17 protein-coding genes are annotated in these 20425 nt (G+C 67.7%); 5 read left to right on the forward strand and 12 right to left on the reverse strand.

Going from position 1 to position 20425, the window contains the following annotated elements; genetic code table 11:
* Positions 1 to 107 precede the first annotated feature (107 nt).
* From FHY03_RS01570 to FHY03_RS01585, 4 genes are all read right to left on the reverse strand, one after another.
* Positions 108 to 2894 (reverse strand): M14 metallopeptidase family protein, encoded by a 2787-nt coding sequence (locus tag FHY03_RS01570; RefSeq protein ID WP_183928312.1) that lies wholly within the window; start codon positions 2892 to 2894, stop codon positions 108 to 110.
* Positions 2895 to 2981: 87 nt separating this feature from the next.
* A complete protein-coding gene (locus FHY03_RS01575; RefSeq protein WP_183928314.1) occupies positions 2982 to 4112 on the reverse strand; it encodes a 2OG-Fe(II) oxygenase family protein in 1131 nt (376 codons plus the stop codon).
* Between the two features lie 1177 nt (positions 4113 to 5289).
* The gene (locus tag FHY03_RS01580) at positions 5290 to 5829 is read right to left on the reverse strand and encodes a hypothetical protein (RefSeq protein WP_183928316.1); all 540 of its coding nucleotides are present in this window, start codon (positions 5827 to 5829) and stop codon (positions 5290 to 5292) included.
* A 253-nt stretch (positions 5830 to 6082) separates the two neighbouring features.
* Positions 6083 to 6745: a hypothetical protein gene (locus FHY03_RS01585; protein ID WP_183928318.1), complete on the reverse strand. Its 663-nt coding sequence runs from the start codon at positions 6743 to 6745 to the stop codon at positions 6083 to 6085.
* 106 nt (positions 6746 to 6851) lie between these two features.
* Between FHY03_RS01585 and FHY03_RS01590 the strand changes: the two genes are divergently transcribed.
* From FHY03_RS01590 to FHY03_RS01605, 5 genes are read left to right on the forward strand one after another with little or no spacing between them, the layout of a single operon-like run.
* The gene (locus FHY03_RS01590) at positions 6852 to 7850 is read left to right on the forward strand and encodes a L,D-transpeptidase family protein (RefSeq protein ID WP_183928320.1); all 999 of its coding nucleotides are present in this window, start codon (positions 6852 to 6854) and stop codon (positions 7848 to 7850) included.
* Between the two features lie 52 nt (positions 7851 to 7902).
* Positions 7903 to 8760: a hypothetical protein gene (locus FHY03_RS01595; RefSeq protein ID WP_260158607.1), complete on the forward strand. Its 858-nt coding sequence runs from the start codon at positions 7903 to 7905 to the stop codon at positions 8758 to 8760.
* Between the two features lie 10 nt (positions 8761 to 8770).
* Entirely contained in the window at positions 8771 to 9010 is a 240-nt protein-coding gene (locus FHY03_RS01600) for a hypothetical protein (RefSeq protein ID WP_183928322.1), read from the forward strand.
* 56 nt (positions 9011 to 9066) lie between these two features.
* A complete protein-coding gene (locus FHY03_RS20710) occupies positions 9067 to 9675 on the forward strand; it encodes a hypothetical protein (RefSeq protein ID WP_221189945.1) in 609 nt (202 codons plus the stop codon).
* Positions 9567 to 10034 (forward strand): TonB-dependent receptor domain-containing protein, encoded by a 468-nt coding sequence (locus FHY03_RS01605; protein WP_409314146.1) that lies wholly within the window; start codon positions 9567 to 9569, stop codon positions 10032 to 10034. The genes FHY03_RS20710 and FHY03_RS01605 overlap by 109 nt, the downstream gene beginning before the upstream one ends.
* 182 nt (positions 10035 to 10216) lie before the next feature.
* Here FHY03_RS01605 and FHY03_RS01610 read toward each other — a convergent pair whose 3' ends face one another.
* The 8 genes from FHY03_RS01610 to FHY03_RS01645 form a co-directional block, all read right to left on the reverse strand.
* Positions 10217 to 11746, reverse strand: a complete 1530-nt coding sequence (locus tag FHY03_RS01610; RefSeq protein ID WP_183928324.1) for an FAD-dependent oxidoreductase — start codon at positions 11744 to 11746, stop codon at positions 10217 to 10219.
* Between the two features lie 21 nt (positions 11747 to 11767).
* On the reverse strand, positions 11768 to 12337 hold the full coding sequence (locus tag FHY03_RS01615; RefSeq protein WP_183921313.1) for a Dps family protein: 570 nt from the start codon (positions 12335 to 12337) through the stop codon (positions 11768 to 11770).
* A 68-nt stretch (positions 12338 to 12405) separates the two neighbouring features.
* A complete protein-coding gene (locus tag FHY03_RS01620) occupies positions 12406 to 13209 on the reverse strand; it encodes an SDR family NAD(P)-dependent oxidoreductase (protein WP_183928326.1) in 804 nt (267 codons plus the stop codon).
* An 11-nt stretch (positions 13210 to 13220) separates the two neighbouring features.
* Positions 13221 to 14747 carry a GMC family oxidoreductase gene (locus tag FHY03_RS01625; protein ID WP_183928328.1) on the reverse strand — a complete coding sequence of 509 codons (1527 nt, stop codon included), beginning with the start codon at positions 14745 to 14747 and terminating at the stop codon, positions 13221 to 13223.
* Positions 14744 to 16081, reverse strand: coding sequence for an alpha/beta hydrolase (locus FHY03_RS21275; RefSeq protein ID WP_183928330.1), 1338 nt, complete (start codon positions 16079 to 16081; stop codon positions 14744 to 14746). Before FHY03_RS21275 ends, FHY03_RS01625 begins: the two co-directional genes overlap by 4 nt.
* Before the next feature lie 184 nt (positions 16082 to 16265).
* On the reverse strand, positions 16266 to 17159 hold the full coding sequence (locus FHY03_RS01635; protein WP_183921317.1) for an SDR family oxidoreductase: 894 nt from the start codon (positions 17157 to 17159) through the stop codon (positions 16266 to 16268).
* Between the two features lie 51 nt (positions 17160 to 17210).
* The gene (locus FHY03_RS01640) at positions 17211 to 19037 is read right to left on the reverse strand and encodes a glycoside hydrolase family 15 protein (protein ID WP_183928332.1); all 1827 of its coding nucleotides are present in this window, start codon (positions 19035 to 19037) and stop codon (positions 17211 to 17213) included.
* Positions 19034 to 20041: an SDR family oxidoreductase gene (locus FHY03_RS01645; RefSeq protein ID WP_183928334.1), complete on the reverse strand. Its 1008-nt coding sequence runs from the start codon at positions 20039 to 20041 to the stop codon at positions 19034 to 19036. The genes FHY03_RS01640 and FHY03_RS01645 overlap by 4 nt, the downstream gene beginning before the upstream one ends.
* Positions 20042 to 20425 lie beyond the last annotated feature (384 nt).

A 20425-nucleotide genomic window follows, 5' to 3' on the forward strand; every position in this document is an offset into this window, starting at 1 on the left:
TGAGCGGCTTCATCGGGAAAGACGCAGCGTTGTTTCCCTACCTCACGCTGCGACGCAAAAAAGTTCCTCGTCTATCGTTTACGGACGCAATCAAACTGCGGAGCGCCTCAACGGCTCGCCGCGATGGCGGGGCCGTAGAGGATGCCGTTGAACAGCAGCTTGAAGGTGGCATAGGGCTGCGCGCGCTGGGTCACCTCCGGACCCATCGCGAACAGCTTGCCGCGCCCGAGGTCGACATCGGCGACCGCCACGGTGCCGCGCAGCCGCTCCTGCCCCACCGCCCAGCCGCTGCGCAGCGGCCGCGCCGCATCGAACCAGGCGACCCGGGTAGCGCCCGCCGCCGGGACGAAGGGCTGGCTCTCGTCGAAGAACATGTCGACCTGCGGCGTCATGCCATAAGCGAGCGGCTGGCGCGGATCGACGCTGGCGCGCACCAAGGCGCCGGGAATGTAGAAGTCCTTCTTGTCGAGCGCCGCGGTGCTGCCGTCCGGCTTGCGGGTGACCAGCGCCGGCTGGATCGCAGGGCTCAGCATCGTCGCCAGCGCGTTGGCGCTGCCGACGGTGATGACGGTGCCGCCCGCGCGCGCGAAGGCGGCGACGGCAGGCAGCGTCTTCGCGCGCGAGACCTCGCCGAGCCAGCCGCGGTAGGCCTCGGGGATCGCCTCGGGCTTGGGCAGATCGAAGCGATAGCCACCGGGATAGGCGCCGCCGCGCAATACCGGAACGGTGCCGTCGGCGAACAGCAGCACGTCGAAGCGCTGCTTCAGGTCGCCGGCGTCGAGCTGGCCCGGGTACACCACCTCGAACGGGAACTCATATTGCTCGAGCAGCCAGCGAGTCCAACCCGCCGGCATGATCCCGCCGTAGCGATCGACCAGCCCGACGCGCACCGGCCGAAGCTGCACGCCTGTGCCCGCCGGTGCCTTGCCGATGGCATAGGCGTCGACACCCAGCGGCGCGGCCGCGGTGATGATCGCGCGCGCCTGCGGCGAGGCCGGGACGAACAGCGCGCCCGCGGCCAGCGTCCGGCCGGCGACGCGCTGCTCGCCGGCGAGCCAGCGCACCGCCACCCCCGCCTTGAGCAGGCGGTTGGTCAGGATGAAGCCGTTGTTGCTCTCATGCCCGATCAGCCAGCCGGCCGCGCCGCTGCCGATCACGCGGCCGGGCGGCGGCGCGAGCTGCTCCGCGGTGACGCGCGTGAGCGCGCCGGGCACCCCGTCCAGCACGCGGTCGAAGCCGACCCCCATCTGATAGGCCAGGGTATAGCCGGTAATGTCGTACGGCGCCTTGGGCGGCCCGCCGGGATATTCCGCATCGTGCGGATGGTCCTGCGGCTCGAACATGTCGAGCACGTGCGGCCGGTACGCCTGCGCGGTGCGCACCACATAGGCGCCGGCGGGGTAGCTTTTGCCCCCCGCGGTGAAGGGCTGCGCCGCGCGCTCGACGTCGACGCCGTTCTTCAGCAGCGTGTTGAGGAAGGTGATGGTGGTCGGCAGGTCGCGCTGCTGCTCGGGCACCAGCACATAGGCGCGCGGGTCGCGCGCGGCGGGGTCGTGCAGCACGCTGCCGTACAGCGGCGCGGCGACCATCCCCTCGCGCGCGCGGCTGTTGAAGCCGACATAGCCTTCGTCCGCCTTGGCTGTCTTGCCCGCCTCCTTGAGCGCGTCGACGCGCTTGGGCGTGATCGTCCAGCTGTCGCGCTCGCCGCGGCGGATCGCCGCGTCGCCCATGCGCCAGATGTTGATCAGCAGCCGCTCGCGATTGCGCGCGGCATAGTCGATCACCGCGCGGTCGAGCGACCATTGATATTCGAGGCTGTCGCGCAGGTGCCAGTCCTGCGGCGCGATCGGCAGCGCCTCGTCGTTGCGCGCCAGCTGCGTGTCGGCGAGCAGCGGGATCTTCTCCGGCGTCGGCCCGCCGATGATCTCGGTGAGCAACCCGATCGAGTTGTGGAAATAGGCGATCGAGCGGACCATGCCGTTGTGCCAGGTGGAATAAGGCGCGGCCGAGCGCGCGCCCGAGCCGCCCTTGTTCTCGGCCACCAGCCGGCTGTGCATCGCGGCGCCGACCTCCTGCAGCTCGTTCATCACGAGCGGCGCGTAATTGTAGTTGAACGGGTCGCGGAACGGCGGGACGAAGACGACCATTCCCGCCGGGCCGGTCTGGTGCTGGTTGAAGATGATCTGCGGGAACCACTCGCGGAAGAAGACACGGTTGAGCGCGGTCGTCTCGGGCATCTGCGACATGAAGCTGTCGCGGTTGTTATCGTGGCCGACATACTTCTGGTACAGCCGCGGGATGGTGCGGAACTCGCGTTGCTTGGGGTCCTTGTTGCGCATGTACCAGTCGGAGACGAGCTGGAGCCCGTCTGGATTGTCTTGGCCGAACAGTACGATCGTGTCGTCGAGCGTGCGGCGCGTCTCGGCATCCTCGCCGCTCAGCAGGCGATAGAGCACGTGGATCTGGCTCTGTGTCGTCACCGTCTCGGTGGCGTGGAGCCCGGCATCGATCCAGACGATGGCGCGCCCCTCCTGTGCCAGCGCGGCGGCCTGCTGCTCGCTCACCCCCTCGGCCTTGGCGAGGCGGCGCGCAATCTCCTTGTAGCGTTCGAGCTTGGCGAGGTTCTGCGGCGAGGACACCACCGCCACCCACATCGTCCGTCCCTCCGCGGAGCGGCCAATATCGATCAGCTTCATGCGGTCGGAGCGCGCCGCCAGTGCCTTTAGGTAGCGTTCATACGCATCATAGTCCGCGAGATAATAGTCGCTGCCCGGCTCGGTCGGGAACGCCTCGGCAGGGGATGGTAGCGAGCCCACTTTGGGGGAGATCGGCTCGGCCCACGCGCTCGCGGTAGCGATCAACGCGGCGACGCCGCACAGCATGGCCGATCTCATCTCGTTCTCCCTCATTCCATCGCCGGTTCGCATGCCAGACGCACCCGACACCGCGCCCCGCACCCCGGCGCAGAAAAAAACCGCCGCTCACGCGGGCAACAGATCGAAGGCGACGGTCAGCCGCGGCCGCTCGCCGCCGAACGGCTCGGTGCCGTGCCACAGATAGGAGGGGAACAGCGCCAGCATGCCGGGCGCGGGGGCGATCTGGCGCGACGGCGCGAGCGGCGGTCGCGTCGGCACGCCGGGCCGGCCGAGCGAGAGCCAACCCTCCGGTGCCGGCCGCGCACCGTCCGGCAGCGCGACGTAGAAGGCGGACGAGATCCAGCCGGCGGGATGGACATGATCCATGTGATAGCCGCCCGGGTTAAGCCGGACCGACCAGGCGCCGGCGAAACGGTAGCGCCCGGTGAGGCGTCGCCGCACCGGGTCGCTACCCGGCCCGAGGCGGTCGAGGTGGGCACGGATCGGTGCGTCCAGCGCGGCGAAGAGCGCCCGGATCGCCGGCACGTCGGATCGGGTCAGGTCGAATTGGGTCTGCGACCCGTGACGGAGCGATTGTTCCAGCGGATGGGTGCGCCACGCGTGCGAGGCGTCGAGCGCGGCGGCGAGCTCGCTCAGGAAAAAAGGCAGGTCGCGCCACCCCGCCGGCGCCGCGATCGTCGCGGTCGAGACCAGCGCTGGATCATCGCACAGCGCCGCATGCCGCTGATCGCCGGCGAGCCGCCAGGCGGTCGCGAGCAGCGCGATCGCGCCCTGGTCGTCGGGTGAGGCGGCGACGACCCGCTCCGCCAGTTCGGTTCCCTCCCCCACCCGCCCGGCGTGCAGCAGCGCCTCCACTGCGGCGCGCGCCGCCGCGACGCTGCCCGGAGCCGTGCGCAATGCCGCTGTGGCGTGACGGAGCTGCTCCTCGGGGCGTCTTCGCCGCGCCGCCAGCGCCGCAGCGGCGAGCAGGAGCGCGATCTCGCTCGGTGCGCGCCGCAGTGCCTCGGCAAGCACCGTAGCGGCCGCGTCCGCATTTCCGCCCGCCTGGAGCACAGTCGAGCGGACGAGCGCGAGTTCGAGCGACGCAGGCGCGCCCGCCAATTCTGCCATCGCATGGCTCAGGTCCGCGGTGCGCATCCAGCGCAATTGCGCCAGATCGCGGTGCGCTGTTGCGTAATCGGTCCGGGCCGCAATGGCTGCGACATAGCCCTGCTCGGCCGCGTCCAGCGCTCCCACCGCCTGCAACGCCCGAGCGCGAACGAGCTGCGTCTCGGGTGCCTGGCTCCCCTTTGCCAGAGCACGCTCGCTCGCTCGAAGGGCGCCGACAAAATCCCCCATGTCTCCGAGGAGGGACGCTAGATTGTGCTCGGCGACGGGGCTCTCTGGCCGAGCGCGAACCGCCTCGCGGCAGCGATGCAATGCGATCTCCAAGTCGCCCGACGCACGAGCCGTGCTCACGGCAGGTGACTTCCCGATCACAGTGGCTTTCTCCCAGCGATGTGGCTTTGCTACATTGGCGGAGCATCGCTCTGGTGAACAGACGAAAGGGGAAGAGGTACCGACACATCGCCAATTGTCCCACGATGGGAGCTTAGGCGCGGATCGATGACGACGGATCGACTGGTCCCGACATCAGAGTCGATGAGTGATGATTCCCTCCCTTGATGGCGCATGTGCTGCAGGAGAAGCCGCTACCCCATGCATGATGCCACATCGGCATCGGCGGTCGGCGTCCTAGCCGGCGTCGTGGCGCATCAAACCAGAGGGCTGCTGCAGCGGAGTGATGGTCAGCTCCTCGACGCAAGAGCGGTCGTTCAAGGACACCTGCCCGCAGCCCAACCCTGGCCGTCGATCCATCTCAGCGTTCGAGCGGCCTGGGCGTTCCGCGCAGCTGTCCGGCTGCCTTCATCGCGAGGCTTGCGAACCAGCCGTTGTTGGAGTCGGTGAGCGCGCATCGTGAAGATCGACTGCCACCCTCAGGTCGCGCACTTACTACTTTCCTAGCGGGATCTTAAGGCGCACCATGCCTCTGTTACTGACAAAGCCACCTACGCCAGCCTGCTCAGCCTCCGCGGCAAGCTTCGCCCGACCGCCTAGGATCGAGGTCTCAGCTTTAGGCAACGCCGCTAGGTTCTCGTCGTAGCGTTCTGGCAGTGCGCGGAGCCGAAATGCCTCCTGGTCAACGGCACGGCCACAAACCACCACCTCACCCGCCGCGGCGCCACTCGCGCAAGGACGCACGGGCGGCTGCCGTTGATCTAGCACAGGACCTACAACAGCCGCTTGTAGAACAAGCCACACCAGCATCGCTGTACCTGCCTCACTTAGCGGAGTGACAGCGGAAGCGTAGCACCGCATGTCGCTGCCGACGACCCGCTGTATCGCGGTGGACGATGCCTCGTCGCGAGACTTCCTAATGGGCGTTCGACATGAGTGGCGATACCGTTGCGCCAAGTGCAACCGTGGCAAGGAAGCTCCAGAAAAGCTTCAGAACTAAGGGATCGGCGCCTGTCCAAATGTGTACCAGCCACCAGACATACAGGGCTGGCCCGATGCACGTCAGTACTGCCATGCCCACGCGGATCCGGTCGATGCCGCGCAACCCCTGCTTACCTTGCCACGTAATGATCTCGCCAGGCGCCAAGACAAGGCCGGGTGACTCTGCATGCCCCGTCGCCCAAAGCAAGTAGGTGCCGCGAAAAACTCTCGCTATCACCACGCCGGCCAAAGGCACCGTAACACTCAGCACACCGATCTGCGCGGGTAGCTTTGGCACGACGGTATATGGACCTCCGCGACGCCCAACCTGCACCGTCTCGCCTGGGATTAACAGGACGGCGGCGATCACTGTGGCTAGGAACAGGAAGATCGGAATATGAACCGCGGTCGCGAGAGCGAGACGATCAGGCCGCGGAGGCAATTGGACGCTCTCTTTCTCTCCCGCCTGGCTCATCGCTCTTCCATGCGAGAGTTGTTGGGCATCGGCAAGCGGCTGCAACCGCAACGATGAGCGGGTATCTGCAGGGTAGCCCGCGTTTTCCTCACCCTGTTTCCAATGTCGACCGAATGGCGCATCGTGGCAGGATAGCAGCCTGTCCGCTCTCGGCCGCCGTTCCGCTGGGACACGCCATCTGACAGGCGGCTGTAGCGAGCCGACGCCCTGCACTGATCATGTTCGCGCAGGCGCAGAGCTACCGCTGGGGCATCTACCGGGTGAATAGAAAGCCGACGCCAATGAGGAGAACTGTACCTTCAAGGAAGCCGATCAGCACGTTACCGGCGGCTCGCGCGACGCCGACATCAAGCGCGCCCGCGAACCAGCGTATCCCTACTAGCCAGTAGTTCACGACGGCAACCGCGGCGAGCCAATGGCCGATCACGCGAGCGGTCGGATGCGGGTCGATGCCGAGACTGGTGCCGACGCTTACGCCTAGCGCGAAGACAGCGGCGGGATAGCATTGTTCGTAGAAGGGCTGCTGGAGCGAGGCGCGGTCGAGTTTCACGCCTCGGCGCCGCACCAGACGGGCTGCCAAGAAGAGCGGAAAAGCGGCGAACACGATCACGCGGAGCACGAGCGCGCTGGCGTTGTCGTTGATCAGGTCAGCGAGTCCATGATGGCTCGCGATGATCTTATCGGTTTGTCCCAGTGCCGTGGCGACGGCATGCCCGAGCAGCAATGCCAGCGCGAGGAAGAGCGGCGGGCTCAGCACGGCGCCGTAGCGTTCGTCGTCCGGCAGAGCAGCCTCGCGTTCGATCTCGCGCATGATGCCGATCGGACGGAAGATGGCGCGCCACAGCGTAAGTGGAAAAAAGAGCAGCCAGCTCATGACCTCGAAGAGGAGCTCGTCCAGCGAGTTGAGCCACTTCATGAAGTCCATACCGCACACTGTGCGATAGGCCGGCGCGGAGCAATATCTGCTTGCAAATCAGCGCCGAACGCTCGCAGATTGATCGCGATCAAGGGGGAGTAGCGAGATGCCATGCCCTGTGTTCAAAGCGATGGTGGCTGGCGCCGCGATCGCGTTCGCGCTCCCGGTTCTCGCGCAGGGTGCGCGCGCCAGCTCGCCGACCGAGTTCGTCCACATGGCCGAGCGGCTCAAGCCTGGCGAGTGGGTGTGGGCGCCGGGTGTCGCGCCCAATGGACAGGTCGTCGTTTACGTCGACCTCTCGCGCCAGCTGGCGACCGTCTACCGCAACGGCGTCCGGATCGGCGTCAGCTCGGTCTCTTCCGGCAAGCCGGGGCACGAGACACCGACGGGTGTCTTCACGATCCTCCAGAAGGACGCACAGCACCGGTCGAGCAAGTACAACAACGCGCCGATGCCGTTCCAGCAACGCCTCACCTGGGACGGTATCGCGCTCCATGCCGGCGGGCTCCCCGGCTATCCGGAGAGCCACGGCTGCGTGCACCTGCCCTATGGCTTTTCGCGCGAATTGTTCGGCATCACCTCCCTCGGTGCAACGGTCGTGATCGACGGCGACGCCGCGAGCCACGTCCGCAGCACCGAGACCAGCCTGCTCGCACCCGTCGATGCAAAGGGCCGTCGGGTCGAGCGCGCACTGCTCGATCAGCAGCAGTTCAGCTGGCAACCCGAACGATCCACGAGTGGTCCGATGACGATCATCGTCTCCAAGTCGGACCGGCAGGTGGTCGTGATGCGCGGTGGCGTCGAGATCGGGCGCAGCGTCGCGGCGGTGAACGACGACGATCCCGGCAGCCACGTCATCACGCTGACGAGCGCGCCTGATGGATCGCCGCGCTGGGCATATATCGGCCTCCCTGGGCACGAGGAAGAGGCAGGACGCCCGCTGGACGAGGGCGTGATCAACCGGCTGCGCTTGCCGCGGGTCTTCTACGAGCAGGTACGCGCCGCGCTACGGCCGGGCACGACGATCCTCATCACTCAGTCGCGGGTGGGCTCGAGCGGCGGAGAGCCGCTGACCGTGATGGACGCGGTGGTGCCGCAGCCGTGACGAGCCAACGTCCGGCCGAGGCCAGGCCGGCAAACAGGGGAATGCCATGTCGATGACCAACGCCTCGCCACTCCTCGCCGCCGCGCTGCTGCTACCCGTAATGCCGAGCGCCGCCACGGCGCAAGCGACCGGCCTCGAAGACATGGTCGGCGCCCGCGCAGGACAGGGCGAGCTGGAGATCCGGCGTCGCGGCTACGTCGATGTGCGCGCGGAGCAAGGCGATGATCGCGCCTATACCAACTGGTGGAACGCCGAGCGCCGCCAGTGCGTCACCATCGCCACGATGGACGGGCGGTACAGCTCGATCCAGTCGACCTTGCCCCCCGACTGCGGTAAGTCAGCGAAGGTTCGTCCGAACGCCAGTTACACCGGGCAACCCGCCACTCGGCCGTCTGCCAGCTACGAGCCCGATCGTGGCTATTCGCGCCCACCTGAGCGCCAGCAGGCCGTCCCGAGCTACGTGGGGAGCGATGCGCCGATGGTTGATGGCCGCAACGTCGACCTCGGCCTGGTCTGCTTCGGCGATGGCAGCAAGGCGGGGATCGCCAGCGGCACGACCTGGACGTGGAATCGCGACAAGAACCGCTACGACTATGGCCGCTACAACGAGACCACCACGGAGGTGTTCGACGCCTCGCTGATGGTGCAGACGTGGGAAGGCGGCGGTCGCATCCGCCTGCCCAAGTCGCTTATACCGCCACTGCACTCGGGCGGCGATAATGGCTGGTGGGACCTCCACGACGTGGTCGAGGGCCCAGACATCATTCGTGCGAGCTATCGCCTGAACGGCCTCAACAAGCCCAAGCTGGTGATCGATCGCCGCACGGGACGGATCACCGTCGACGGCGCCGCCTCTTACAGCTTTCGCGGCACATGCGACACCATCGGCCACGAGGCGCGGCGGTTCTAACGGGCTGCTCGTGGCACCGTCATTGTGGGTCGAGCTGGTGCTGTCGACGATTCTCGTGCTCGAGACCGCGCTCTTCCACGGCTTCGGCTTGCTCGTAATCGGGCGCGCGCTGAGCGCGCTCGACCGCGGCAGGACGGAGTTCGACTTGAACCCGCTCTCGCTCCGCGGCACCGCTTATACGAGCGGGGTGGTGCTGAGCCTCCTCACGACTATTCGCTCAATGCCAAATGGCGGCCGAGCGACCGGCTGACGATCAACGGCGACTTTCAGTATATCCGCGGCGTCACCGACGGGCAGCGCGCAATCGTGATCCTCGCCCCCACCGCCGAGCGGCTTACCACTTCGGTCGGCAGCGGCGTGCCGTCGATGATCATCTCGCCCGACAGCGATCCCGCCAACGGCAACGGTCTGGTCAGCGATCCGGCCAATTACGCTTCGGGAGCGGGCTACCTCGACCATATCGAGCATTCGGTTGGCACCGAATATGCCGGACGCCTCGACGCCGAGTATAAGATCGACGGCGGCTTTCTAAAGTCGCTCGCGGGCGGGCTGCGCTACACCGACCGGTCGGCGGTGACCGACAGCTCCACCTACCTATATTACGGCCTCACTCGCGCGCTCTCGCCCGATCTCTACGAGCAGCGGCTGTTCCGCGGCGACCTCTACCGCGGCTTCCAGGACGTGCCCACCAGCGCGGTGTTCTTCGACCGCGATACCGTGCTCGACCATGGCGCGACGCGGCAGGCGCTGGCTACGTTCGTCGACCTTTCGCAACAGGCGGCGCTCCGCGCCGGCGTCGGCTACGCATCGTCCACCGCAGCACGCAGGGCGAGAAGACTTATACCGCTTATGGCGTGGCGCGCTTCGGCAGCGGCGGTGCGGTGCCGATCGACGGCAATATCGGCGTGCGACTGATCAAGACCAAGGTGAGCACCGCGGGCTTCGTCGGCTCGTCGCCGCGGGTGCAGACCGGCACCGACGCGGCGAGCAGCGCGCCGATCTACGGCAATGGCCCGATCATCTTCAATCCGGTGAACGTCGATTCTGACTATACCAAGGCGCTGCCGAGCCTGAACCTGACGTTCCACTTCACCGACAAGCTGCAGCTGCGCCTCGCCGCGTCCAAGGCGCTGACGCGTCCAGGCTTCGACCAGCTCAACCCGAACATTACGATCTTCGAGAACAATCCCACCAACGGCCAGCGCACTGCTACCTCGGGCAACGCCGACCTTCGCCCGCTCACCGCGGACCAGCTCGACGCCAGCCTGGAATAATACTTCTCGCGCACCGGATCGATCTACGCGGCGGGCTTCTACAAGAAGCGCGTGTTGAAGGTCGCACTCGCATCGGCATTTTCCGCGTTCAGCGCAGCGAAACGGGCAATCGCCGCGGCGCCCCGTCTGTGGGTGCGGCCGTCTTACAGCAACTGCAAGCCGATCACGTCCCTTATCTGGTCTTACTCACGAGCAGGCAGCAAGTTTGACCCGCGTCGCTCGAGTTCCCGCTCAAAGGCCAGCGCGGCACGATCGCGGCCGCAGGTGAGCAGCGCCTGCCGCTCTCCCTCTTCGGCATAGGTCACCGCGACGTCTCGCGCTGCCGCGTCGCCATCCAGCGATCGGTCATCAGGCGCGTCGACGTGGCCGACGTAGCGCAGGCTGACGTCGTAATGGCCCGACCAGAAGAACGGCACATCGTCGTAGCCGCCCTCCACAAGCCCGAGCAGGTGGCGCGCGAGCCACTGACCCATATGCTGCGCCACCACCCAATGTTCGACCCGGATCGGATGACCCAGCCGCGGGTCAGGCGCGCTCACGATGTCGCCGATCGCGTAGATCGCCTCGTCCGAGGTCCGCAGGTCAGAGCCGACAGCGACGCCGCCACCAGCCACCTCGTCCGCCAGTTGCAATCCCGCCGCCCCGGCTAATTCGGTGCGCGGCCGGACTCCGGTGCCGGCCACGAGCAGATCGCCCTCGACGCGACTGCCGTCGTCCAGCGTCGCCTCCTGCCCGTCCCAGCGCGCGACCGCGCGACCGGTGCGGAAGGTGACCCCCTTGCTCTCGTGCAATCGGCGGATCATCGCACCGACCTCCGCGCCGGCGGTCTTCTCGAGCGGCACGTCGGCGTCGGACACGACCGTCACTGCCAGTCCGCGCGAGATGAGCGACGCGGCCGCCTCCATTCCGATGTAGCTCGATCCGATGACGATCGCCCGGTCGGCCCCTTCCGCTGCCGCTATCAGCGCGTCGGCGTCGGCAAGCGTGCGGACGACATGCACGTCGGCACGGTCGTTCCCCGCGAAGGAAGGAATCTGTGGCGCTGCCCCGGTCGCGAGAACGAGTCGATCGTAGGCGACGACCTCACCGCCCTCGAGCTCGACACGCCGCGCTTCCCGATCGATCCGTATGACGCGTGCGCCGAGCTGGACGGTTGCTCCCGCCGGCGCCGGCAGAGGCAATGCGTCGCGCTCGACCTTGCCCGCCAGGTATTGTTTGGAGCAGGCAGTGCGGTCGTAGGGTGCGTCCCGCTCGTCACTGAGCAGAGTGACCGCGCCGCCTGCGCCATGTCGCGCGAACATCTCGGCGCAGGCATGCCCGGCGGCACCGCCGCCCACGATCACCACCCGGCCGAGCCGCCCGACCGCCCCCGCTCGCGCGATCTCTGGTAAAGGCAGCCTCGCGCCAACCCGAACGATCCCGGCGGCTTCGATCACCTCATAGCGATCGAGCCGACCGAACGCGGGCGCGCTCACCGCCTCGCCAGTAGCAGCATCGAAGCGTGCATGATGCCATGGGCAGCGTAGCGTGCCGTCGGCGACGATGCCCTCCTCGAGCGGCGCGCCGGCGTGCGGACAGGTGCCGGCCAGCGCGCAGAGCCGACCCCGGCTACGCAGCAGGACGACATCCTCGCCTCCGACCTTGCCCGCGACGATCGCATCGTCACCGATGTCGGACGCGGCCACGCCCGCCGCAAGATCGCGCTCTGCCATGCCCGCGTCGCTCCGCTGAGGTCAATCGGCGCGCTGCAGAGCGGTCGCGGCGAGATGCTCGCCGATGAACCACACCTGCGGCTCGTTCGAGCGGATGATATCGCTTACCAGCAGGTCGTTGGTGCCGTCGTCGCCTGACTCATCGGCCGACTTTGCGCCCTCGTGCGCCTGCTCCAGCACGATGCGATGCGCCTCGATCAGCCGCGAAAGCATCGTCGGCACGTCCTCGCGACCTTTGGGAGGGCGCTGGATCCGCGTCATCTCGGCGACGTCGTGCGGCGTGGCGATGCTGATCCCCCCGAGCGCCTGGATCCGCTCCGCCACCATGTCGACCAGCTCAGCCTGCTTCTCATAGTGCGTGTCGAGCAGCAGGTGCAGCTGGTAGAAGGTCGCGCCCGACATCTGCCAGTGATGCTTCTTGTAGAGGTCGCGCAGCATCATCGTGTCGGCGAGCACCTGATTGAGGATCGACACGCTCTGCTTGCGCGCGTTGTCCGACAGGCCGAGCGGGAGCTCTTTGAGCGTGCCGAACGGCTGGATCTCACGATAATCGATCTTGTACTGAGGTTGAGCTTCGTCCGTGCCGGCCACCGCGTGACTCCGATCATTGATCTAAGTGAGAGAGCGTAGCGATCCTGAGGGTTAACGGTTCCGCCCCGTCAGCCGGCGATCGTGGAGACCGAGCCGGAATCGACGCGGATGCCGGCGCCGTTGATGAAACTCGCGTGCTCGGAGACGAGGAAGGCGACGGCCGCGGCCACCTCTTCTGGCTTACCGCGCCGTTTCAGCACCATGCCGGGCCGTTCCTCTTCCAGGAAGCTGGCGATCGCCTCGTCGAACGAGGTTCCCTTCTCCTCGGCGCGCTTGCGCATCATCGCGTCGGTCATCGGCGTCGCGATGAACGCCGGCGAGACGGTGTTGACCAGCACGTTGTCGCAGCCATAGGCCTTGGACAGGCCCTTCGCGAGGCTGAGGATGCCGGCCTTCGACGCGCAATAGGCGAGTTCGTCGACATAGGGCTGCACCGCATCCTCCGACGCGAACAGCACGATCCGGCCCCAGCCCTTCTCGCGCATCGCCGGGATCGCCTCGCGGCACATGCGCACCGCGCCCATCAGATTAATGTCGAGCGTCTCGAGCCAGCCGGCATCGTCGACGTCGAGGAAGTCGCCGGTCGCGCCGGTGACGCCGGCGGCGTTGACGTAGATATCGGGTTCGCCCAGCTCGTCGCGGACCTGCCGCCATATCGCTTCGACCTCGTCGACCTTGGTCACGTCGCCGGTCACCGCGACGATCTCGCCCAGCCGCGACAGTTCGCCGACCGCCTCGTCCAGCGTGCCGTCGGGCTTGTCGGTGATGGCGACGCGCACGCCCGCCTCCAGCAACAACCGCGCGGTCTCTTTCCCCATGCCAGAGTCCGCCCCGCTGATCAGCGCGATGCGGCCCTTGATCCCCAGATCCATGTCTCTCTCCTTCAGCCTCGCGTCGCGAGGAAACGGTCGGCGGTGCGCAGCGACAGCGCCATGATCGTCAGCGCCGGATTGGCCGCAAGCGCGCTCGGGAAAACCGAATTGTCGCAGATGAACAGGTTCTCGATGTCGAAGCTGCGTCCATCGGCATCGACCACGGCGCGGTCGCCGTCATCGCCCATCCGGCACGTACCGATCGTATGCGCCGAGCGATCGACCGCGAAGATGTCGCGCGCGCCCGCCGCCTCCCAGATCGCGGTCATCGTCTTTCGCGCATGGACATCGATCGCGCGCTCGTTCGGCCCGTAGCTGAAGTCGATCCGCGCCTTGCGCAATCCATAGGCGTCGGTCTCGTCCGCCAGAGTCAGCCGGTTGTCGTCGGACGGCAGGCAGTCGCCGTTGATGCCGATCCCACCCAACCGGTTGTAATCGTCGAGGAGGTCGACCAGCGCCCGCCCCCACAGCCCGGCCCCGCGCGCCAGATTGGTGGCGAGCGTCACCGGCATAACGCCCAGACTCTGGATCAGATAGCCGCCGGCATGGTCGGCGTCGGCGGCCCGCATCATGTTCTCGGTGATCAGCGACGAGGGATAGCCGCGGTTCATCCGCATGTCGGCGTCGAACCGGCCCCACACCTGCGTCGCGACATGCGCCATGAAGTTGCGACCAACCTGACCGCTCGAATTGGCGAGATCGAGGTTCAGCAGCAGTCGCGGCGTCTCGACCCCGCCGGCGCACAGGAACAGCGTGCGGCAGGCCAGGCGCCTGCGCTCGCCGCGGCGGACATAGACGACGCCGCTCACCCGGCCGCTGCCGTCGCGTTCGATATCGATGACGCGGCACTCCGCGCGCACCTCGGCGCCATGCGCAACCGCGAGGGGCAGCCAGCTCGTGTCGGTCGTCGCCTTGGCCGCCGTACGGCAGCCCTGGTGGCAGGTGCCGCAGTTGACGCACGCCTTGCGCTCACCCCAATGCGGCTGCGCGCGGTCGCGCGAGATCAGAGCGGCGGGAGCGTCGGTCGCGACGATTCCGAGCGCCGCGCAGCCGCGTGCCATCGCGTCGGCGGGGGCGTTGCGCGCGACCGGAGGCAATTCGTAGCGCCGTCCCGCGTCCCACGGGTAACGCGCCGGGCCGGACACGCCGATGAAGCGCTCGACCGCGTCGACATAGCCGATCAGTTCGTCATGCGCGATCGGCCAGTCCTCGCCCTGCCCGCTCTCGCTGCGCAGCCGCAGGTCGCGCGCGTCGGGCCGCGGGCAGAAGGCGCCCCAGTGCAACGTCGAACCGCCGACGCCCATGCCCGAATTGTTGGCGCCGAAGGCGGTGGCGTCGGCGCCGCCGCTCAGCCGCTCCTCCATCCAATAGATATCGGCGGCGAGTTCGTCGGGGACATGATCGTCGGGCCGGAAGGCGCGCCCCGCCTCCAGCACCACGACCGAGACGCCCGCCTCGGCCAGCCGCGCGGCGAGCGGCGCGCCGCCCGCGCCGCTGCCGACGATGACGACGTCGGCCATGTCCGCCGCGCCGCTCATGCTCGCGCCTCCAGCCGCTGCCAGTCCTCGATCGTGTCGGCCGGGGTCAGCCGATACCCTTGCTTGTGCGGTCCGTCGCCGCCGACAGCGAAACCGTCATAGCCGATCCGGGCCATGGTGGCCGGCAGCGCCATCCACTGCCGCGCGATCTCCGCGCGCGCCTCGGCGAACCATAGTCGCATCTGGCGCGGATCGAGGTCACCGCCCTTCGTGTCGCCGGTCCCGTCGGCAATCGACCGCAGACATCGCTCACGATCCGCCGGCGCGGCGTCGGCGTAGCCGCCGGCGAGACGGTCGAGCGTGTCGAGGCCCGACGTCCAGCCCTCGGCATCGGCGGGCAGTTCGGCGCTGCGCCAGCCATCGCCGATCCCGCCCGTCAGCATCGCATCGATCCGGGCGGCGAGATCGACCGGATCGGCGGCGCCCGGCAACACCGTCTCGACCAGGGCGGCGAGAACCGCCCGCTGCTGCGGCGACAGCACCTTGCCCTGCGGCGGTGCGGCGTGCCGCTCGGTCAACACCGCCCGCGTCCGGCGGCTGACCCGATCGGACGCGAGCAGCGCAACGAAGGGCGCAGGCAAAGCTCGCGCAAAGGCCGGCGTGACATGGTCCCGGATCAGGGCCGCGACCGCAGAAGGCCGTTCATAGGGCAACAGATGCGCGGCACCGGCCACCACCTCGACGCGCGCGTCGCGATAGTGCGGCAGGTTGAGCCGCCGCTGCGCGTCCTCGCCCAGATCGCCGTCCTCGCCGCCGGCGACGATCAGCGCCGGCACCGAAAGCGTCCCCGCCGCCGCCTGCCAATCCTCGCGGCTGTCGCGCTCCAGCCAGCCGGTCCACGCGCGGCGACCGGAACGCTCCACATCGGCGATCGCCTGCGCGCGCAGCGGTTCAGGCAGGCGCCGGGCGGTATTGGCATCGACGAACATCGCCGCCTCGTCCGCACCGATCCGGCCATCGGCGAACCAGCCGATCATCTCGGCGCGACGCTTCTCCTTCATTGGCTCGGGCGCGGGCGGCGAGGCGGCGAGCAGTACCACCGCGGCGAGGCCTGCGAAATCCGGGTCGCCGTCGCGCGCGCGAGCGGCGGCGAGCGTCGCGATCTTGCCGCCCATGCTGTGGCCGATCACCGCCCAACTCTGCGGTTGCCGGGCCGACACCTGCTGCGCGAACCAGTCAACCAGTCCCGCGACGTCGAGTACGGCATCCGCGCTGTCGCCGAAGCCGGGAAGGTCGAGCGCCACGCAATCCCCGAGATCGCCCAATCCGGTGATTACCTCGTCCCACTCGCGCGCACTCGCGCCAAGCGCGTGTAAGAAATAGAGCTGGGCCACGCGCTTACCTATTGATGTTGATCAGTGATCACCATCAAGTGTCGGCATGCGGATCCGTTCCGGCATACCGAGCCCGTCGTCGCAATTTCGCTGATATCGTGAACCCGTGTACTGACAACACGCGGCGTGCACCGTGATCTCTCAGCGTTGTGGCGGCAGCACCAACGGTGCTGCCGCAGAGGCCCTAGGCTACGCCGGCGCCGCCGGTGACGCCGTACACTTCGCCGTTGATGAAGCTGGCCTCTTGACTGGCGAGCAGCACGTACACCGCCGACAGCTCGACCGGCTGGCCGGGACGACCGTACTGGCTCTCCGAACCGAATTTCTCCACCGCCTCGGGAGGTTGGCCACCCGACGCCTGCAGCGCGGTCCAGAACGGACCCGGTGCGACCACGTTGGCGCGGATGCCCTTTTCCAGCAGCTGCTTGGCCAGCGCCTTGGTGTAGGCGACGATGCCAGCCTTGGTCGTGGCATAGTCGAGCAGGATCGCCGACGGCTCGTACGCCTGGATCGAGGCGGTGGTGATGACGCTCGCGCCCGCTGGCAGGTGGGGCACCGCTGCCTGCGTGATCCAGTGCATGGCGTAAAGGTTGGTCTTCATCGTCTTGTCGAAGTCGTCCGAGGTCACCTTCGAGATGTCCTCGCGGTTCTGCTGCCGACCGGCGTTGATGACGAGGATGTCGAGCCCGCCCAGCGCCGCTCTGGCCTGGCTGACCAGCTCGCGGCACCATGACTCGTCGGTGATGTCGCCGGGCAGCGCGACCGCCGTTCGCCCCTCGGCCTCGATGAGTTTGACGACCTCGTCGGCATCGGACTGTTCGGTGGCGAGATAGGAGATCGCAACGTCCGCACCCTCGCGCGCGTAGGCGATCGCGGCGGCGCGACCCACGCCGCTGTCACCGCCGGTGATCAGCGCCTTGCGCCCTTTGAGCTTGCCCGCGCCGACATAGCTTGTCTCGCCGTGATCGGGCTTGGGATCCATCTCGACGGCGAGACCGGGGACGGGCTGTGGCTGGCGGGGGAACGGCGGCTGCGGATATTGCGTGCGCGGATCCTGCATGGTCAGGCGATCGGTCATGGAGATGCTCCAGCTTGTGTGGGGGACCAAGAAAAATGAAGCGGATGGGCGTCAGCAGTCGCCCTCGGCGGCGAGCACATCGAGCGCCATGACGTGCGCGAGGTGCGACAGGCCTTGTGGCAGGTTGCCGAGGAACGCGCCGGAGCGCGGATCGGCCATCTCGCTCATCACGCCGACGCCGCGGTCGAGTGCGCGCGTGATGGCCGCTAAAGACTGTTCGGCGCGGCCGCGCTGTCCGAGCAAGGCGCGCGCCTCCACCATCCAGAAGGTGCAGGCGAGGAAGCAGCCTTCCTCGGCGGCGACGTCGCTGTAGCGGTAGTGATAGGGGCCGGCGCCGAGCTCGGCGTCGATCGCGTCGAGGGTCTTCTCCAGCCGTTCACGACCGTCGAAGCCGAAGCGCACCATGAGCGCGAGCGAGGCGTCGAGCCTGTCGCTGTCCGGATAGAAGACGAAGGCCTGCTTCGCCTCAGACCAGCAATGCTCCTCGATCCAGCGCGCGATCCGGTCGCGTTCGCGTGACCAGCGCTCGCGGCAGGTGGTGGGTAGCTGCCCCTCGTCCGCCAGCTCGACCGCGCGCGCGAGCGCCTGCCAGCAACTGACCTTCGACATGGTGTAATGTTGCGGCTCCTGCAGCTCCCAGATGCCGGCGTCCTTCTTGCGCCACGCGTCGGCGCACTGGTCGGCGAGGTGCGACAGCAGCTCGGCGCTGGACGCATCGAGGATGTTGCCGCAGGCGACGAAGCGCGCCGCGGTCTCGAAGATGTCGCCATAGATGCCGTGCTGGTGCTGATCGGTCGCGGCGTTGCCGACCTGTACGGGCGTGGAGCGGCGGTAGCCCGGCACCTCGATCTCGCGCAGCCCCGGCACGACGGCGCCGTCGAGCGTGTAGCAGACGCGTGCGCCATGCTCGGCCAGTCGCTTGAGCAGCCAGCTGAACGCCGCCTTGGCCTCGGCCTGCGCGCCCGCCGCGAGGAACGCCTTGATGGTATAGCCCGCGTCGCGAATCCAGGCGTAGCGATAGTCGTAGTTCTTGTGACCGCCGATACCCTCCGGCAGCGATGTCGTGGCGGCCGCGGCGATCGCACCCGAGGGCGAGAACAGCAGGAGCTTGAGCGCGAGAACGCTGCGGATGAACGCGGCGCGGCGCGGCCCGCCATGCTCGACCCGCTCGGACCAGGCCCGCCACTCGGCGTCGGACGTGTCGATGCGCTCGTCGATCCGATCGATCGTCGGCACCACCAGCGGCTCATCCTCGCCTGCGACGATCGCCACGATCCTGCGCTGGCCGCTGGCCACCGCGAACTCGGCCGTGACCGCCTCGTCAGTGCGGCTGACAACGATCCCGTCGCTGTGCAGCAGCAGCCCGAGCACGTTTCCAACATGGAAGACGGCGTGCTTGCCGATCGTCGAGTGATACGGACTGGCACCGTCGGCTCGGCGGCCAGGGCGCATCTCCATCCGGAAGCTCACCGATCCGGTTAATCCATCGATCCGCCGCCCCAGCTCGGCCCAGGGAAGACGGCCGGCGGTACCGCTGTTCATCGATTCGGTCAGCTTGGCGCTTCCCGTTGCCGTGGTGAAGACGGTCTCGAGCACGTTGCTGTCGGGAAGATAGCGCCGCTCGACCGTGAAGCTGTCGGTCGGCGTCACGACGAAGCGGCCGCCCTCCTCGGGATCGAGCAGGCGATCGAACAGCGGCGGCGAGTCGAGATTGGGCACGCACCACCAGTCGATCGAGCCGTCCGCGCCCGACAGTGCGACCGAACGACCATCGCCGAGGGCGCCATAGTCTTCGAGCGCCAGATAGCCGTCCAGCCGAACGCCGCCAGGTGCCGGTGCTGTGAGCGTGCCGCGGATTTCGTCGAGCAGCCCGCTCATGAACGCAGGCGCGGCGGAATACGTGCCAGACCAAAGGCGGCTGCGGCGCCGATGCCAAGCAACCCACCCGCCGCGCCAAGCTTGAGCAGGTCACGCTGCCGGCTAGAGAAGGTCTGAAGCTGGCCGGCTTGCGCCCGATCAGTCGACGGCCCATCAATAGCGGCAGGACCCTCGTATGGCCTGTCGAGGTTGCCCTCCCGATCTGGCGCGGGTGCGCCGCTCATGGCATCGATTTGCTTGGCCGCTTGGCGGTCCGCGAACGCCGGCGCGAGTGACTGCACGAGCGCCATCATCGCGGTCGACCGGCCGACCCAGAACTCGCGCTGCGGCCGCCTCACTGCTTCGAGCGCCGCCTCCGCGCAGAGCCGCGGGTCGAACAACGGATCGGGCAGGACCTGTTCGCGCCCGCTGCAATTGCGTGCCCAGGTCGGCTGCGGTGTGTTCACCGCCGGCAGGTAGATGACCGACAGCGAGATCGCGCTCTTGTCGGCGATCAGCTCGGCACGCAGCGAGTCGGTAAATCCCGTCACCGCTGCCTTGGCGGCGCAATAGGCTGCTTGGAGCGGCGCCGGTCGCTCCGCCAAGCCCGACGAGATCTGCACGATTGCGCCTTTCCCACGCGGCTTCATGTAGCGGAGCGCCGCCAGCGTGCCGTACACCTGGCTTAGGTACGTCGTGGCGGTGACACGCTCGTATTCCGCGGCGGTGATGCGATCCGCCGGCGCGACGACGGTCGACATCGCGTTGTTGACCCAGGCGGCAATGGCTCCGAGCTCGGCCTCAACGCGCGCAGCGGCTGCGTCGATCGCCGTCACGTCCGCGACGTCGGCGCTGATCGCCAGCACCTTGGGGGCGCCAGCAGCCGCCAGCATCGCGCTGGCCTGCTGCAGTCGTGCCTCTTGCCGAGCTACGATCGCGACTTGCCAGCCATCGCGCGCGAACCGCTCGGCGATCGCCAAGCCGATGCCCGCGCTGCCGCCCGTCACCACTATGGTTCTCGCCATGCCGCCTCTCGCTTCTTCCTGAGAAGCCCCGTGGTCGGATGACCGGCGCGATCCGCACCTGGGGTTCGGAGCCGACAACGCCCTTGCTCTGCATCATATCCGTAGGTTAGCGTCTTACCTGGTCTGGCGAGCATCGGGCTTTAGGATCGCTCGGGACAGCTTGAGGAGATCTTCAGATTCTGTAGGAGGCGTCGCCGGCTTGCTCTTAACTCCTTCAGGACCCAGAAGCGGTCACTCAGAGTCACCTGCCGGCGGATCAACTCCCGACGTTCGTTCATCTCAGCGTCCAAGAAGGCGGGGCTCTCCGCGCACTTTGCCGCAAGAGCTATTGGCAGGTTCCCACGGGTAGACCATCTCACCATTCAGCTTCACGTACATTTGGTC

Source organism: Sphingomonas sp. BK345 (assembly GCF_014193845.1).
Lineage (GTDB): Bacteria > Pseudomonadota > Alphaproteobacteria > Sphingomonadales > Sphingomonadaceae > Sphingomonas.

Excerpts from the sequence above, each read along its gene's own strand:
- FHY03_RS01570 (WP_183928312.1), bottom strand. The coding sequence starts at position 2,894 with ATGAGATCGGCCATGCTGTGCGGCGTCGCCGCGTTGATCGCTACCGCG.
- FHY03_RS01580 (WP_183928316.1), bottom strand. The coding sequence starts at position 5,829 with ATGAGCCAGGCGGGAGAGAAAGAGAGCGTCCAATTGCCTCCGCGGCCT.
- FHY03_RS01585 (WP_183928318.1), bottom strand. The coding sequence starts at position 6,745 with ATGAAGTGGCTCAACTCGCTGGACGAGCTCCTCTTCGAGGTCATGAGC.
- FHY03_RS01590 (WP_183928320.1), top strand. The coding sequence starts at position 6,852 with ATGCCATGCCCTGTGTTCAAAGCGATGGTGGCTGGCGCCGCGATCGCG.
- FHY03_RS01595 (WP_260158607.1), top strand. The coding sequence starts at position 7,903 with ATGACCAACGCCTCGCCACTCCTCGCCGCCGCGCTGCTGCTACCCGTA.
- FHY03_RS01610 (WP_183928324.1), bottom strand. The coding sequence starts at position 11,746 with ATGGCAGAGCGCGATCTTGCGGCGGGCGTGGCCGCGTCCGACATCGGT.
- FHY03_RS01620 (WP_183928326.1), bottom strand. The coding sequence starts at position 13,209 with ATGGATCTGGGGATCAAGGGCCGCATCGCGCTGATCAGCGGGGCGGAC.
- FHY03_RS01625 (WP_183928328.1), bottom strand. The coding sequence starts at position 14,747 with ATGAGCGGCGCGGCGGACATGGCCGACGTCGTCATCGTCGGCAGCGGC.
- FHY03_RS01635 (WP_183921317.1), bottom strand. The coding sequence starts at position 17,159 with ATGACCGATCGCCTGACCATGCAGGATCCGCGCACGCAATATCCGCAG.
- FHY03_RS01640 (WP_183928332.1), bottom strand. The coding sequence starts at position 19,037 with ATGAGCGGGCTGCTCGACGAAATCCGCGGCACGCTCACAGCACCGGCA.
- FHY03_RS01645 (WP_183928334.1), bottom strand. The coding sequence starts at position 20,041 with ATGGCGAGAACCATAGTGGTGACGGGCGGCAGCGCGGGCATCGGCTTG.